This is a genomic window from Burkholderia sp. SRS-25 (assembly GCF_004343765.1).
GTDB classification, from domain to species: domain Bacteria; phylum Pseudomonadota; class Gammaproteobacteria; order Burkholderiales; family Burkholderiaceae; genus Burkholderia; species Burkholderia contaminans.
Window position 1 is genome coordinate 90,853 of the sequence record NZ_PTXM01000022.1, and the last position, 14,038, is coordinate 104,890.

A 14,038-nucleotide genomic window follows, 5' to 3' on the forward strand; every position below is an offset into this window, starting at 1 on the left:
ACTGAGTGCAAGTCACCGTCAACGAGCGCGACGCCGTCCAGAGCGTCGCCACGGCACACCCGGCCGCCAACGGGGAAGCGCATGGCCATGGGATGGACAAGCTCGTGATCGAAGGCGGCCGCCGCCTGTCGGGCGAGATCGTCGTGTCGGGCGCGAAGAATGCCGCGCTGCCGATCCTGTGCGCGGGGCTTCTCACCGCCGATCCGGTCGATCTCGACAACGTGCCGAATCTCAAGGACGTGCGTACCACGCTGAAGGTGCTGAACCAGATGGGCGTGAAGAGCGAGACCGACGGCTGCCGCGTGCAGCTCGACGCGTCGCGCGTCGACAACCTCGTCGCGCCGTACGAGCTCGTGAAGACGATGCGCGCGTCGATCCTCGTGCTCGGGCCGCTGCTCGCGCGCTTCGGCGAGGCGAAGGTGTCGCTGCCGGGCGGCTGCGCGATCGGCGCGCGTCCGGTTGACCAGCACATCAAGGGCCTGCAGGCGATGGGCGCCGAGATCAGCATCGAGCACGGCTTCATCGAAGCCCGCGCGAAGCGCCTGACAGGCGCGCGCATCGTGACCGACATGATCACGGTGACGGGCACGGAAAACCTGCTGATGGCCGCGACGCTCGCCGACGGCGAGACGGTGATCGAAAACGCCGCGCGCGAGCCGGAAGTGAGCGATCTCGCACACTTGCTGGTCGCGATGGGCGCGAAAATCGACGGCATCGGCACCGATCGCCTCGTGATCCAGGGCGTCGAGCGGCTGCACGGCGCGCGCCATTCGGTGATCCCCGACCGCATCGAGGCCGGCACGTTCCTGTGCGCGGTCGCGGCGGCGGGCGGCGACGTGATGCTGACGGGCGTGCGCCCGCACATCCTCGACGCGGTGATCGACAAGCTGCGCGAAGCCGGCGTGTCGATCGAGGAAGGCGATAGCTGGCTGCGCGTGAAGATGGACCGCCGGCCGTCGGCGGTGACGATCCGCACGTCGGAATACCCGGCGTTCCCGACCGACATGCAGGCGCAATTCATGGCCCTCAATACGGTCGCGACGGGCACGGCGCAAGTCGTCGAAACCATTTTCGAGAACCGTTTCATGCACGTGCAGGAGCTGAACCGGCTCGGCGCGAACATCACGATCGACGGCAACACCGCGCTCGTGACGGGGGTCGAAAAACTGTCGGGCGCGAACGTGATGGCGACCGACCTGCGCGCGTCGGCGAGCCTCGTGATCGCCGGGCTGCGTGCCGACGGCGAAACGCTGGTCGACCGCATCTATCATCTGGACCGCGGCTACGACCGCATGGAAGCCAAACTGACCGCCGTCGGCGCGAACGTGCGCCGCCTTTCCGGGAGCCAAGCATGACCGCGCCGCTGACCCTTGCCCTGTCGAAGGGCCGGATTTTCGAGGAAACCCTGCCGCTGCTGGCCGCGGCCGGCGTGCAGGTGACCGAGGATCCGGAAACGTCGCGCAAGCTGATCCTGCCGACGACGAACCCCGATCTGCGCGTGATCATCGTGCGCGCGAGCGACGTGCCGACCTATGTCGAATACGGCGCGGCCGATTTCGGCGTGGCCGGCAAGGACGTGCTGGTCGAGCACGGCGGCTCGGGCCTGTACCAGCCGATCGATCTGAACATTGCGCGCTGCCGGATGTCGGTGGCCGTGTCGGCCGGTTTCGACTATGCGAGCGCCGTGCGCCAGGGCGCTCGCCTGCGCGTCGCGACGAAGTACGTCGAAACGGCACGCGAACACTTTGCCGCGAAGGGCGTGCACGTCGACCTGATCAAGCTGTACGGCTCGATGGAGCTCGCGCCGCTGGTCGGGCTGGCCGACGCGATCGTCGACCTCGTCAGCTCGGGCGGCACGCTGAAGGCGAACAATCTGGTCGAGGTCGAGGAGATCATGGCGATCTCGTCGCGCCTCGTCGTGAACCAGGCTGCGCTGAAGTTGAAGCGCACGGCGCTCAAGCCGATCCTCGACGCGTTCGAACGCGCGTCGCAGAATGGCGGTTGAGCGCATCACCGTAACGGAACTCCCATGTCCATCACCATCCGCAAGCTCGATTCGACGAGCGAAGGCTTCGGCGCCGAGTTGCGCGCGCTGCTCGCATTCGAGGCGAGCGAAGACGCGGCGATCGAGCAATCGGTCGCGCAGATCCTCGCCGACGTGAAGTCGCGCGGCGACGCCGCGGTGCTCGAGTACACGAACCGCTTCGACCGGCTGAGCACGGCGAGCGTCGCCGCGCTGGAGCTGCCGCAGGACGCGCTGCAGACGGCGCTCGACGGCCTCGCGCCGAAGGCGCGCGCGGCGCTGGAAGCCGCTGCCGCGCGGGTGCGCGCGTACCACGAGAAGCAGAAGATCGAGTGCGGCACGCATAGCTGGCAGTACACGGAAAGCGACGGCACGGTGCTCGGCCAGAAGATCACGCCGCTCGACCGCGTCGGCCTGTACGTGCCGGGCGGCAAGGCCGCGTATCCGTCGTCGGTGCTGATGAACGCGATTCCCGCGCGCGTCGCGGGCGTCGGCGAGATCGTGATGGTCGTGCCGACGCCGGACGGCGTGAAGAACGACCTCGTGCTCGCCGCGGCGCTGCTCGGCGGCGTCGATCGCGTGTTCACGATCGGCGGTGCGCAGGCGGTCGGCGCGCTCGCATACGGCACGGCGACGGTGCCGGCCGTCGACAAGATCTGCGGCCCCGGCAACGCGTACGTCGCGTCGGCGAAGCGCCGCGTGTTCGGCACGGTCGGCATCGACATGATCGCCGGGCCGTCGGAAATCCTCGTGCTGTGCGACGGCACGACCGATCCGAACTGGGTCGCGATGGACTTGTTCTCGCAGGCCGAGCACGATGAACTCGCGCAATCGATCCTGCTGTGTCCGGACGGTGCGTTCCTCGAGCGCGTCGAAAAGGCGATCGACGAGCTGCTGCCGTCGATGCCGCGCCGGGACGTGATTCGCGCGTCTCTCGAAGGCCGTGGCGCGCTGATCAAGGTGCGCGACATGGCCGAAGCGTGCCGGATCGCGAACGACATCGCGCCCGAGCACCTGGAAATTTCCGCGCTGGAGCCGCAGCAATGGGGCCAGCAGATCCGCCACGCGGGCGCGATCTTCCTCGGCCGCTACACGAGCGAGAGCCTCGGCGACTACTGCGCGGGCCCGAACCACGTGCTGCCGACGTCGCGCACCGCGCGTTTCTCGTCGCCGCTCGGCGTGTACGACTTCATCAAGCGCTCGAGCGTGATCGAGGTCAGCGCGGAAGGCGCGCAGACGCTCGGCGAGATCGCGTCCGAGCTCGCGTACGGCGAAGGGCTGCAGGCGCACGCGAAGAGCGCCGAGTTCCGGATGAAGAACTGACCGCACGCTGCGCGGGGCCGCAGCCGGCGCTGATGTGCCGCCCGGCCGGCCCCCGAAGGCCGGGGCGGGAGACACCTGTGCAGGGCGGCAGCCGCCGCCCTGCCGACCCATTGACGCCGGCGCGACGTACGCCGGCTTGAGACCATGACGACGCCACAAGACATCATCCGCCGCGACGTGCTCGCGATGACGAGCTACCCGGTGCCGGACGCGAGCGGGTTCGTGAAACTCGACGCGATGGAGAACCCGTACCCGCTGCCCGAACCGCTCGCCGCGGCGCTCGGCGAGCGTCTCGCGCAGGTCGCGCTGAACCGCTACCCGGCGCCGCGCCCGACCGCGCTGCTCGACAAGCTGCGCCATGCGATGGGCGTGCCGGCCGGTTGCGACGTGCTGCTCGGCAACGGTTCGGACGAAATCATCAGCATGATGTCGATGGCCTGTGCGAAGCCGGGCGCGAAGGTGCTCGCGCCGGTGCCGGGCTTCGTGATGTACGAACTGTCCGCGAAGCTCGCGCAGCTCGAATTCGTCGGCGTGCCGCTGAAGGCCGACCTGACGCTCGACGTCGACGCGATGCTCGCGGCTGTCGCGGAGCATCGTCCGGCGCTCGTCTATCTCGCTTACCCGAACAACCCGACCGGCACGCTGTACGACGATGCCGACATCGAACGGATCGTCGCGGCCGCGCGGCACAGCCTGGTCGTGATCGACGAGGCGTACCAGCCGTTCGCCGTTCGCTCTTGGCTGCCGCGCGCCGCCGAGTTCGACAACGTCGTCGTGATGCGCACGGTGTCGAAGCTCGGCCTGGCGGGCATCCGCCTCGGCTATCTGGTCGGTTCGCCCGCGTGGCTGACCGAATTCGACAAGGTGCGCCCGCCGTACAACATCAACGTGCTGACCCAGGCGACCGCCGATTTCCTGCTCGACCACCTCGACGTGCTCGACGCGCAGGCGGCCGACCTGCGGGCGGAACGCACGCGTCTCGCACAGGAAGTGGCCTCGCTGCCGGGCACGACGGTGTTCCCGAGCGCCGGCAATTTCCTGCTGGTGCGCGTGCCGGACGCGGCCGCCGTGTTCGACGCGCTGCTCACCGAACGGGTTTTGGTCAAAAACGTGAGTAAAATGCATCCGTTGCTGGCTGAATGCGTGCGGCTGACCGTCGGTTCTCCCGACGAAAACGCGCGCCTGCTGGCCGCTTTGAAACTCGCGCTGCCCGGTTGAGCCTCTGGGCGCCGCAGCGCGAAACGATCAATCCCCATTTACATCGACTCAGTCAAGGAATTGCCATGCGTGTGGCGGAAGTCGTTCGCAATACCAGCGAAACGCAGATCCGTGTGAAGCTCAATCTCGACGGCACGGGCCAGCAGAAGCTGGCCACCGGCGTGCCGTTCCTCGACCATATGCTCGACCAGATCGCGCGACACGGTCTGGTCGATCTCGAGGTTGAAGCGCATGGCGATACGCATATCGACGACCACCACACGGTCGAAGATGTCGGCATCACGCTCGGGCAGGCCGTCGCGAAGGCGATTGGCGACCGCAAGGGCATCCGCCGCTACGGCCATTCGTACGTGCCGCTCGACGAGGCGCTGTCGCGCGTCGTGATCGACTTCTCCGGCCGGCCGGGCCTCGAATTCCACGTGCCGTTCACGCGCGCGCGGATCGGCACGTTCGACGTCGACCTGTCGATCGAATTCTTCCGCGGTTTCGTGAACCACGCGGGCGTCACGCTGCACATCGACAACCTGCGCGGGATCAACGCGCACCATCAGCTCGAAACGGTGTTCAAGGCCTTCGGCCGTGCGCTGCGCGCAGCGGTGGAGCTGGACGAGCGTGCGGCGGGGCAGATCCCGTCGACGAAGGGCAGTCTCTGAACCTGAACTGACCGGACGGAGCGTCAAGGACAACCTCACGGCTTCGGCGCGCGGCGCCGGCTTGCGATGGATCTGCTCAAATCGTTCATTTCGCTGCTGGCGCTGATCAACCCGGTCGGCGCGGTGCCGTTCTTCCTGAGCCTGACGGCGCAGCAGACGGATGCCGAGCGGCGGCGCACGATCCGGATCGCGTCGGTATCGGTGTTCTGCGTGATCACGGTGACGACGCTGCTCGGGCAGCAGATCATCGACTTCTTCGGCATTTCGGTCGGCTCGCTCGAAGTGGGCGGCGGGATCATCATGCTGCTGATGGCGATCAACATGCTGAACGCGCAGATCGGCAATACGCGATCGACGCCGGAGGAGCGCCACGAGGCCGAGCTGAAGGACAACATCGCGGTCGTGCCGCTGGCGATTCCGCTGCTCACGGGCCCCGGCTCGATCAGCACGGTGATCATCTATGCGGCGAACTCGCATCACTGGTATGAGCGGGCCGGGCTGGTCGCGATCGGCGCGGTCCTGGCTTTTCTGTGTTTCGTCGCGATGCGGCTCGCCGAGCCGATCGCGAACTGGATCGGCCGCACGGGCATCAACATCGCCACGCGGCTGATGGGTCTGATGCTGTCGGCGCTGGCGGTGGAATTCATCGTCAATGGACTGAGGGCGCTACTGCCTGCACTGAGATGAAAACTTCGATTGCGATTGTGGATTATGGGATGGGCAACCTGCGCTCGGTCGCGCAGGCGCTCAAGAAGGCCGAACCGGCCGCCGACGTGGCGATCGTCGACACGCCGGCCGCGATCCGCGCGGCCGACCGTGTCGTGCTGCCCGGCCAGGGCGCGATGCCCGACTGCATGCGCAGCCTCGGCGAATCGGGCCTGCAGGAGGCCGTGATCGAGGCCTCGCGCACGAAGCCGCTGCTCGGCGTGTGCGTCGGCGAGCAGATGCTGTTCGACTGGAGTGCGGAAGGCGACACGAAGGGCCTCGGCCTGTTGCCCGGCAAGGTCGTGCGTTTCGAGCTCGACGGCCGCCTGCAGGACGACGGCTCGCGCTTCAAGGTGCCGCAGATGGGCTGGAACCGCGTGCGCCAGTCGCAGCCGCACCCGCTGTGGGACGGCGTGCCCGACGACGCGTATTTCTACTTCGTGCACAGCTATTACGTGACGCCGGACAACCCGGCGCATACGGTCGGCGAAACGGCATACGGCGCGCCGTTTACGTCCGCGGTCGCGCGGGACAACCTCTTCGCGACCCAATTCCACCCCGAGAAAAGCGCGGAGGTCGGGTTGCGTCTGTATCGCAACTTCGTACACTGGAAACCGTAAACGTGGTGCGAGAACCACAGTCGGCAGGCCGGAAAGGCCCGTCGCGCGGGGCTTGCGCGCTTATGTGCCGAAAGAGTTGTACTAAACTAGCGAGACGGCGCGGTACCGGATTGGCCGGTACGCGCCGGATTCTTTTCTTTTTCCACGACGACACCCGATTGCTATGTTGCTGATTCCGGCCATCGACCTCAAAGACGGTCAGTGTGTGCGCCTCAAACAGGGCGATATGGACCAGGCCACGATTTTCTCCGAAGACCCGGCGGCGATGGCCCGCAAGTGGGTCGATCTCGGCGCCCGGCGGCTCCATCTCGTCGACCTGAACGGCGCATTCGCCGGCAAGCCGAAGAACCTCGAGGCGATCGAAGCGATCCTCGACGAAGTCGGCGATGAAATCCCCGTACAGCTCGGCGGCGGCATCCGCAGCCTCGAGACGATCGAGAAGTATCTCGACGCCGGCCTGTCCTACGTGATCATCGGTACGGCCGCCGTGAAGAACCCCGGCTTCCTGCAGGACGCGTGCACCGCGTTCTCCGGCAACATCATCGTCGGCCTGGACGCGAAGGACGGCAAGGTCGCGACCGACGGCTGGAGCAAGCTGACCGGCCACGAAGTGATCGATCTCGCGCGCAAGTTCGAGGACTACGGCGTCGAATCGATCGTCTACACGGACATCGGCCGCGACGGGATGCTGCAGGGCATCAACATCGAGGCGACCGTGAAGCTCGCGCAGGCGGTCGGCATCCCGGTGATCGCCAGCGGCGGCCTGTCGAACCTCACGGACATCGAGAACCTGTGCGAAGTCGAAGAGCACGGCGTCGAAGGCGTGATCTGCGGCCGTGCGATCTACTCCGGCGATCTCGATTTCGCGGCCGCGCAAAAGCGCGCGGACGAACTGAACGGCGAACTCGACAACGCGTAAGCGCGGTTGTCCCGCTCGCCGGGGCTGCCTGCAGGCGGCTCCACCGGAAGCCTCGCGCGAGGCTTCCGTAACCGGCCGTCCCAGCGCGGCATTTGGCGCAACATCATGGCTCTAGCTAAACGCATCATCCCCTGCCTGGACGTGACTGCCGGGCGTGTCGTCAAGGGCGTCAACTTCGTCGAGCTGCGCGATGCCGGCGATCCCGTCGAAATCGCCCGCCGCTACGACGACCAGGGCGCCGACGAATTGACGTTCCTCGACATCACCGCGACTTCCGACCAGCGCGACCTGATCCTGCCGATCATCGAAGCCGTCGCGTCGCAGGTCTTCATTCCGCTGACCGTCGGCGGCGGCGTGCGCGCCGTCGAGGACGTGCGGCGCTTGCTCAACGCGGGCGCGGACAAGGTCAGCATGAATTCGTCTGCAGTCGCGAACCCGCAGCTCGTGCGCGACGCGGCCGACAAGTACGGCTCGCAGTGCATCGTCGTCGCGATCGACGCGAAGCGCGTGTCGGCCGATGGCGAGACGCCGCGCTGGGAAGTCTTCACGCACGGCGGCCGCAAGAACACGGGCCTCGACGCGATCGAATGGGCCCGCAAGATGGCCGAACTCGGCGCGGGCGAGATCCTGCTCACGAGCATGGACCGCGACGGCACCAAGTCGGGCTTCGACCTCGCGCTCACGCGCGGCGTGTCGGATGCCGTGCCGGTGCCGGTGATCGCGTCGGGCGGCGTCGGTTGCCTGCAGGATCTCGCGGACGGCATCAAGGACGGCCGCGCCGATGCGGTGCTGGCCGCGAGCATCTTCCACTACGGCGAGCACACGGTCGGCGAGGCGAAGCGCTTCATGGCCGACCAGGGCATCCCGGTGAGGCTGTGATGAATACGGAAACGAATGCATTGCCCGCGTGGCTCGACAAGGTCCGCTGGGACGACAACGGTCTCGTGCCGGTGATCGCGCAGGAGGCGTCGACGAACGACGTGCTGATGTTCGCGTGGATGAACCGCGAGGCACTGGCGAAGACGATCGAGACGCAGCGCGCGGTCTACTATTCGCGCTCGCGCAAGCGCCTGTGGTTCAAGGGCGAGGAGTCGGGCCATGTGCAGCACGTGCACGAGGTGCGGCTCGACTGCGACGAGGACGTCGTGCTGCTGAAGGTCGAGCAGGTGTCGGGCATCGCGTGCCACACCGGCCGGCATTCGTGCTTCTTCCAGAAATTCGAAGGCACCGTCGACAGCGGCGATTGGGTCGCGGTCGAACCGGTGCTGAAAGATCCCGAACACATCTACAAATGACGCAATCGACCGAAGACACGCTGCTGCGCCTCGCGGCCGTGATCGATAGCCGCAAGGGCGGCGATCCCGATCAATCGTACGTATCGCGCCTGTTCCACAAGGGCGACGACGCGGTGCTGAAGAAGATCGGCGAAGAGGCGACGGAAGTCGTGCTGGCCGCGAAGGACGTGCGCCAGGGCGGCGCGCCGACCGCACTCGTCGGCGAGGTGGCCGACCTGTGGTTCCACTGCCTCGTGATGCTGTCGCATTTCGACCTGAGCCCGGCCGACGTGATCGCGGAGCTCGAGCGCCGCGAAGGGCTGTCGGGTATCGAGGAGAAGGCCCTGCGCAAGCGTCGCGAGCGCGAGGAAAACGGCGGGTGACAGGCCCTTGTCGCGGGATGGCGACAGTGCGGTAAGCTGTAAGAATTGTCATCTAACGGGGGTAGCATCATGACCGATACGCCAAGCCAGTTTCCGCCGCCGTCGGTGCCGGGGGCCGCGGACGCCGAGCGCCTGAACGGGCTGCGCACGCTGACTCACGTGCTCTACGGCCTCTATGCGTTTCATTGGCTGACGGGCGGCGTCACGGGCATCATCGCGATCATCATCAACTACGTGAAGCGCGACGATGTGGCCGGTACGCCGTATGCGGCTCACTTCGAGTGGCAGATCCGCACGTTCTGGCGTGCGCTGATTGCGTACGTGATCGGGTTCGCGCTGATGTTCGTGGTGGTCGGATTCGCCGTGATGTTTGTCACATGGATTTGGACGCTGTACCGTATCATCAAGGGTTGGCTGTACCTGAACGACAACAAGCCGCTCGATCCGCAGGCCTGGTTCTGACCGGCCGCGGGCGGGCGTCTGCAGGAGCAACATGAGTCACGATCCGAATTGCCTGTTCTGCAAGATCGCGGCAGGCGAGATCCCGAGCACGAAGGTGCACGAGGATGACGAATTCGTCGCGTTCCGCGACATCCGCCCGGCGGCCGAGACACACGTGCTCGTGATTCCGCGCCAGCATCTGCCGACGCTGTCGGCGGCGAGCGACGACGATGCACCGATGCTCGGCCGGCTGATGCTGCTCGTCTCGCGTCTCGCCAGCCAGCTCGGCGTCGCGTATACGGGGGGCGAAACCGGTTTTCGTACGGTGATCAACACGGGCCCGGGCGGCGGGCAGGAGGTCTACCACCTGCACGCGCATATCCTGGCCGGCCCGCGCCCCTGGCAGCGGATGGGTTGACGGCGCGGGGCGTTTCCCCGCATCGATGGTCGAAGCCGGCGCGTTGCCGGCGATTTACGCCGCCTGGCGGCGTGGTTGAGGAGAGGTTTCATCATGGGTGGATTGAGCATTTGGCACTGGCTGATCGTGCTGCTGATCGTCGCGCTGGTTTTCGGTACGAAGAAGCTGCGCAACATCGGCAACGATCTCGGCAGCGCCGTGAAGGGTTTCAAGGACGGCATGAAGGACGGTGAAGCACCGGCGGACGCGCAGCAACTGCCGCGCTCGGGCTCGGTCGACGTCAACGCGAAGGAAACGACGCGTTCCGACTCGAACAAGGCGTAACGCCGTTACGCTGACAGGCATTCGCGATGCTGGATCTCGGTCTTTCGAAGATGGCGCTGATCGGCGTCGTCGCGCTCGTGGTGCTCGGCCCCGAGCGCCTGCCGCGCGTTGCGCGTACGGCAGGCGCGCTGTTCGGCCGTGCGCAGCGGTACATCAACGACGTGAAGGCCGAGGTCTCGCGCGAAATCGAACTCGACGCGCTGCGGACGATGAAGACCGATTTCGAGACGGCCGCGCGCAATGTCGAGACGACGATTCACGACAACCTGCGTGAGCACGAGAAGGACCTGAACGACACGTGGCATTCCGCGGTCGGCGGTCTCAACGAAGCGGCGGGCGACGCCGGTTCGACGGGTTCCGACATGCCGTCGTGGCGCGGCAGTACGGCCGCGCTCGCGCCGAAGCGCCGCAACTGGCGCGTCAAGCAGGCGGCTGCGCCTGCCTGGTACAAGCGCGCGACCACCCGCCGTACGCACGTGCAGTCGGGCGCCGCGCGTGTCGCGCGCCACCAGCCGGCCAGCTTGCGCCGGCCGACGCGCTTCTTCTGAGCCGAGCGCATGCTCGCTCGTCAATCCTACCGAGGGCCGGCGTGAGCGACCCCCAGCAGAACCCGGGCGACGCCCCGGAAGAAACCTTCATTTCCCATCTCGTCGAGCTTCGCGATCGCATCATTCGCGCGGGCGCGGCCGTGATCATCGTGTTCCTCGGGCTCGTCTACTGGGCGCCCGACATCTTCCGGCTGCTCGCGCGGCCGCTGATGGAGAACCTGCCGAAGGACGGCAAGATGATCGTCACCGACGTCACCGGCTCGTTCTTCGTGCCGATGAAGGTCACGATGCTCGTCGCGCTGGTGATCGCGCTGCCGATCGTGCTGTACCAGATCTGGGCGTTCGTCGCGCCGGGGTTGTACCAGCACGAGAAGAAGCTCGTCGCGCCGCTCGTCGGCAGCAGCTACCTGCTGTTCCTGTGCGGGATGGCGTTCGCGTACTTCCTCGTGTTCCCGACGATCTTCCGCGTGATGGCGCACTACAACGCGCCGCTCGGTGCGGAAATGACAACCGACATCGACAACTACCTGAGCTTCGTGCTCGGGATGTTCATCGCGTTCGGGGTCACGTTCGAGGTGCCGATCGTCGTCGTGCTGCTCGTCCGGATGGGCGTGCTGTCGCTGAAGAAGCTGAAGGAAATGCGGCCGTACGTGATCGTCGGCGCGTTCGTCGTCGCGGCGGTCGTCACGCCGCCGGACGTGTTCTCGCAACTGATGCTCGCATTGCCGCTGGTCGTGCTGTTCGAGATCGGGCTGCTGGCCGCGCGGTTCTTCGTGCCGAAAAAGCCGGCCGAGGAAGGCGAGGCGGAGAACGGCGAAGCCGCCAGTTGATGAGCGCGCCGGGCGGCGCGCGGCCGCCGGGCCTCCGGCGCCAGGCTTGAGTAAAACCCGGTGACGTAGTCGGCCGGGACGCGGATGGCGGGGCCATCTTCCTGGCAACAAGGGTCTTTCGATACAAAGTAAAAAGGGCAGCCGACCGGCTGCCCTTTTTACTTTCCGACGGTGTCCGGTATGCGCCCGTGCGCCGCTCGCCCGACGTCACTCGGTATCGCTGTCCTGCTCGTCGAGCGTCTGCTTCGGCGGCGGCGGCCGTTTGCCGATCACGACGCTCACATCGAGCTCCTTGCCCTTGCGCACGACGTGCACCTTGGTCGGCGTGCCGGGCTTGATCTGCGCGACGGTGTTCAGCAGCTTCGTGGTGTCGGTGATTTCGTCGCCGTTGACCGAGACCAGGATGTCGCCCGGCTTGATGCCAGCCTTGTCGGCCGGACCACCCTGCAGCACGCCGGCGACGATCGCGCCCGATTTCTGCGTCAGCCCGAACGACTCGGCGATCTCCGGCGTGACGTCCTGCGGCTCGACGCCGATCCAACCGCGCGTGACCGAGCCCGTCGTGATGATGCTTTCGAGCACCGTGCGCGCGGTCGACACGGGGATCGCGAAGCCGATGCCGAGCGAGCCGCCCGAACGCGAGTAGATCGCAGTGTTGATGCCGAGCAGGTTGCCGTTCACGTCGACCAGCGCGCCACCCGAGTTGCCGGGGTTGATCGGCGCATCGGTCTGGATGAAGTTCTCGAACGTGTTGATGCCGAGGTGGTTGCGGCCCAGCGCGCTGATGATCCCCATCGTGACCGTCTGGCCGACGCCGAACGGGTTGCCGATCGCGAGCACGACGTCGCCGACCCGCGACTGGTCCGAGCGGCCGAGCGTGATCGTCGGCAGGTTCGTCATGTTGATCTTCAGCACCGCGAGATCGGTCTCGGGATCGCTGCCGATCACCTTCGCGGTGGCGGTGCGGCCGTCGGCGAGCGCGACTTCGATCTGGTCGGCGCCGTCCACGACGTGCTGGTTCGTTAGAATGTAACCTTCAGGGCTCACGATAACGCCCGAGCCAAGGTTCGCGGCCGGTTCGTCCTGCTGCTTGCGGGCGTTGCGGTCGCCGAAGAAGTAGCGGAACAGCGGATCTTTCGCGCGCGGGTCGGGCGGTAGCGAGCCGTCCTTGCTGGAGAATACGTTGACGACGGCCGGCATCGCCTTTTGCGCGGCTTCGGCGTACGACGTGGTCGCCGGTGCGCCGCCGATGCCCGGCGCGACTTCTCGCAGCGCAACGATCGGCGTGGCGAGCTGCTTGCCGAGCTGTCCTTGCCGTTGCAGCCATTGCGGCTTGAGCGTCACGACGATGAACATCAGCGCGAGCAGTACGGTGACCGCCTGCGCGAAGAACAGCCAGAAGCGTCTAAGCATCTGAATGGATTAGAGGTTTATATGGATCGGATCGAACTTGAATTGTACTTGAACAATACCCTTGAAACCGCGCGCTTCAAGGACTATTGCCCGAATGGCCTCCAGGTCGAGGGGCGCCGCAAGATCGAGAAGATCGCCACCGGCGTGACGGCGTCGGTCGCGTTTCTTGAAGCCGCGCTCGAATGGGGGGCGGATGCCGTGCTCGTCCATCACGGCTATTTCTGGCGCAACGAACCGCCGCAGATCACGGGCCGCAAGTACCAGCGCCTGAAGCTGCTGCTCGCGAACGACCTGAACCTGTTCGCGTTCCACCTGCCGCTCGACGCGCATCCCGAATACGGCAACAACGCACAGCTCGGCGAGCGGCTCGGCCTGATCGGCGAGCAGCGGTTCGGCGAAGGCGACCTCGGCTGGATGGCGACGCTGCCGATGCCCGTCACGCTCGAGCACTTCGTCGCGAAGGTCGAGCGTACGCTCGGCCGCACGCCGCTCGTGCTCGGTGATCAGGACATGCAGTTGCGCCGCATCGGGTGGTGCACGGGCGCCGCGCAAAGCTATTTCGACGCGGCGATCGACGCCGGCGCGGACGTGTTCCTGACCGGCGAAGTGTCCGAATACGTGACGCACACGGCTGCCGAGAGCGGCGTCGCGTTCGTTGCGGCAGGGCACCATGCGACCGAGCGCTACGGAATCCAGGCACTTGGCGCCCACTTGTCCGAAGAATTCGATATCGAACACCTTTTTATCGATATCCATAACCCGGTCTGAATGCCGGATTTGCGGCAGCGCATCGAAATTTCGCAATGTAGCAGATGCTTAAAAGTGAAATGATTTAATCGCTCCGATAGTGGGGGAAAACCCTTGACTATCAATCACTTCGAAGGGATTTTCATCTCCGGGCCTTGTAAATGGCGACTCCATTCGCGCAAACTAGCGGCGGAATGAA

At 66.1% G+C, this 14,038-nt stretch carries 18 protein-coding genes; 17 read left to right on the forward strand and 1 reads right to left on the reverse strand.

From position 1 onward, the window contains the following. The first annotated feature begins 5 nt into the window (after positions 1-5). The 16 genes from murA (at position 6) to tatC (ending at position 11,679) form a co-directional block, all read left to right on the forward strand. Positions 6-1,355 carry a UDP-N-acetylglucosamine 1-carboxyvinyltransferase gene (murA, locus tag C5O79_RS28945; RefSeq protein ID WP_122473514.1) on the forward strand — a complete coding sequence of 450 codons (1,350 nt, stop codon included), beginning with the start codon at positions 6-8 and terminating at the stop codon, positions 1,353-1,355. Then, on the forward strand, positions 1,352-2,005 hold the full coding sequence (gene hisG / locus C5O79_RS28950; protein ID WP_011350725.1) for an ATP phosphoribosyltransferase: 654 nt from the start codon (positions 1,352-1,354) through the stop codon (positions 2,003-2,005). The genes murA and hisG overlap by 4 nt, the downstream gene beginning before the upstream one ends. 24 nt (positions 2,006-2,029) lie before the next feature. After that, positions 2,030-3,346, forward strand: a complete 1,317-nt coding sequence (gene hisD / locus C5O79_RS28955) for a histidinol dehydrogenase (protein WP_122473515.1) — start codon at positions 2,030-2,032, stop codon at positions 3,344-3,346. Between the two features lie 144 nt (positions 3,347-3,490). Next, the gene (gene hisC, locus C5O79_RS28960) at positions 3,491-4,564 is read left to right on the forward strand and encodes a histidinol-phosphate transaminase (protein ID WP_122473516.1); all 1,074 of its coding nucleotides are present in this window, start codon (positions 3,491-3,493) and stop codon (positions 4,562-4,564) included. A 65-nt stretch (positions 4,565-4,629) separates the two neighbouring features. Beyond that, a complete protein-coding gene (gene hisB, locus C5O79_RS28965) occupies positions 4,630-5,217 on the forward strand; it encodes an imidazoleglycerol-phosphate dehydratase HisB (protein ID WP_011350728.1) in 588 nt (195 codons plus the stop codon). 66 nt (positions 5,218-5,283) lie between these two features. Next, on the forward strand, positions 5,284-5,904 hold the full coding sequence (locus tag C5O79_RS28970; RefSeq protein ID WP_039366649.1) for a YchE family NAAT transporter: 621 nt from the start codon (positions 5,284-5,286) through the stop codon (positions 5,902-5,904). Next, positions 5,901-6,542: an imidazole glycerol phosphate synthase subunit HisH gene (gene hisH, locus C5O79_RS28975; protein ID WP_011350730.1), complete on the forward strand. Its 642-nt coding sequence runs from the start codon at positions 5,901-5,903 to the stop codon at positions 6,540-6,542. Before C5O79_RS28970 ends, hisH begins: the two co-directional genes overlap by 4 nt. 163 nt (positions 6,543-6,705) lie before the next feature. Continuing rightward, entirely contained in the window at positions 6,706-7,461 is a 756-nt protein-coding gene (hisA, locus tag C5O79_RS28980) for a 1-(5-phosphoribosyl)-5-[(5-phosphoribosylamino)methylideneamino]imidazole-4-carboxamide isomerase (RefSeq protein ID WP_039366646.1), read from the forward strand. Between the two features lie 105 nt (positions 7,462-7,566). After that, positions 7,567-8,340 (forward strand): imidazole glycerol phosphate synthase subunit HisF, encoded by a 774-nt coding sequence (gene hisF, locus C5O79_RS28985; RefSeq protein WP_039366643.1) that lies wholly within the window; start codon positions 7,567-7,569, stop codon positions 8,338-8,340. Then, on the forward strand, positions 8,340-8,756 hold the full coding sequence (gene hisI / locus C5O79_RS28990; RefSeq protein WP_039366640.1) for a phosphoribosyl-AMP cyclohydrolase: 417 nt from the start codon (positions 8,340-8,342) through the stop codon (positions 8,754-8,756). The genes hisF and hisI overlap by 1 nt, the downstream gene beginning before the upstream one ends. Continuing rightward, positions 8,753-9,118, forward strand: a complete 366-nt coding sequence (locus C5O79_RS28995) for a phosphoribosyl-ATP diphosphatase (protein ID WP_006485344.1) — start codon at positions 8,753-8,755, stop codon at positions 9,116-9,118. Before hisI ends, C5O79_RS28995 begins: the two co-directional genes overlap by 4 nt. Before the next feature lie 69 nt (positions 9,119-9,187). Beyond that, positions 9,188-9,580, forward strand: coding sequence for a membrane protein (locus C5O79_RS29000; RefSeq protein ID WP_046544796.1), 393 nt, complete (start codon positions 9,188-9,190; stop codon positions 9,578-9,580). Between the two features lie 31 nt (positions 9,581-9,611). Next, complete coding sequence (locus C5O79_RS29005; protein WP_122473517.1) at positions 9,612-9,977, forward strand: histidine triad nucleotide-binding protein; 366 nt, start codon at positions 9,612-9,614, stop codon at positions 9,975-9,977. Between the two features lie 93 nt (positions 9,978-10,070). Next, positions 10,071-10,301, forward strand: a complete 231-nt coding sequence (tatA, locus tag C5O79_RS29010) for a Sec-independent protein translocase subunit TatA (protein WP_021161850.1) — start codon at positions 10,071-10,073, stop codon at positions 10,299-10,301. Between the two features lie 26 nt (positions 10,302-10,327). Then, on the forward strand, positions 10,328-10,849 hold the full coding sequence (gene tatB / locus C5O79_RS29015; protein ID WP_046544798.1) for a Sec-independent protein translocase protein TatB: 522 nt from the start codon (positions 10,328-10,330) through the stop codon (positions 10,847-10,849). Between the two features lie 41 nt (positions 10,850-10,890). Next, positions 10,891-11,679 (forward strand): twin-arginine translocase subunit TatC, encoded by a 789-nt coding sequence (gene tatC, locus C5O79_RS29020; RefSeq protein ID WP_122473518.1) that lies wholly within the window; start codon positions 10,891-10,893, stop codon positions 11,677-11,679. Positions 11,680-11,886: 207 nt separating this feature from the next. Here tatC and C5O79_RS29025 read toward each other — a convergent pair whose 3' ends face one another. After that, positions 11,887-13,092, reverse strand: coding sequence for a Do family serine endopeptidase (locus C5O79_RS29025; RefSeq protein WP_039366626.1), 1,206 nt, complete (start codon positions 13,090-13,092; stop codon positions 11,887-11,889). Between the two features lie 21 nt (positions 13,093-13,113). Between C5O79_RS29025 and C5O79_RS29030 the strand changes: the two genes are divergently transcribed. After that, positions 13,114-13,860 carry a Nif3-like dinuclear metal center hexameric protein gene (locus C5O79_RS29030; protein ID WP_122473519.1) on the forward strand — a complete coding sequence of 249 codons (747 nt, stop codon included), beginning with the start codon at positions 13,114-13,116 and terminating at the stop codon, positions 13,858-13,860. Positions 13,861-14,038 lie beyond the last annotated feature (178 nt).

Coding starts and splice junctions, on each gene's coding strand:
- hisD (WP_122473515.1), top strand. CDS start 2,030: ATGTCCATCACCATCCGCAAGCTCGATTCGACGAGCGAAGGCTTCGGC.
- hisG (WP_011350725.1), top strand. CDS start 1,352: ATGACCGCGCCGCTGACCCTTGCCCTGTCGAAGGGCCGGATTTTCGAG.
- tatB (WP_046544798.1), top strand. CDS start 10,328: ATGCTGGATCTCGGTCTTTCGAAGATGGCGCTGATCGGCGTCGTCGCG.
- hisB (WP_011350728.1), top strand. CDS start 4,630: ATGCGTGTGGCGGAAGTCGTTCGCAATACCAGCGAAACGCAGATCCGT.
- tatA (WP_021161850.1), top strand. CDS start 10,071: ATGGGTGGATTGAGCATTTGGCACTGGCTGATCGTGCTGCTGATCGTC.
- C5O79_RS28970 (WP_039366649.1), top strand. CDS start 5,284: ATGGATCTGCTCAAATCGTTCATTTCGCTGCTGGCGCTGATCAACCCG.
- C5O79_RS29005 (WP_122473517.1), top strand. CDS start 9,612: ATGAGTCACGATCCGAATTGCCTGTTCTGCAAGATCGCGGCAGGCGAG.
- C5O79_RS29030 (WP_122473519.1), top strand. CDS start 13,114: ATGGATCGGATCGAACTTGAATTGTACTTGAACAATACCCTTGAAACC.
- hisA (WP_039366646.1), top strand. CDS start 6,706: ATGTTGCTGATTCCGGCCATCGACCTCAAAGACGGTCAGTGTGTGCGC.
- C5O79_RS29025 (WP_039366626.1), bottom strand. CDS start 13,092: ATGCTTAGACGCTTCTGGCTGTTCTTCGCGCAGGCGGTCACCGTACTG.
- hisI (WP_039366640.1), top strand. CDS start 8,340: ATGAATACGGAAACGAATGCATTGCCCGCGTGGCTCGACAAGGTCCGC.
- C5O79_RS29000 (WP_046544796.1), top strand. CDS start 9,188: ATGACCGATACGCCAAGCCAGTTTCCGCCGCCGTCGGTGCCGGGGGCC.
- hisH (WP_011350730.1), top strand. CDS start 5,901: ATGAAAACTTCGATTGCGATTGTGGATTATGGGATGGGCAACCTGCGC.
- hisC (WP_122473516.1), top strand. CDS start 3,491: ATGACGACGCCACAAGACATCATCCGCCGCGACGTGCTCGCGATGACG.
- C5O79_RS28995 (WP_006485344.1), top strand. CDS start 8,753: ATGACGCAATCGACCGAAGACACGCTGCTGCGCCTCGCGGCCGTGATC.
- hisF (WP_039366643.1), top strand. CDS start 7,567: ATGGCTCTAGCTAAACGCATCATCCCCTGCCTGGACGTGACTGCCGGG.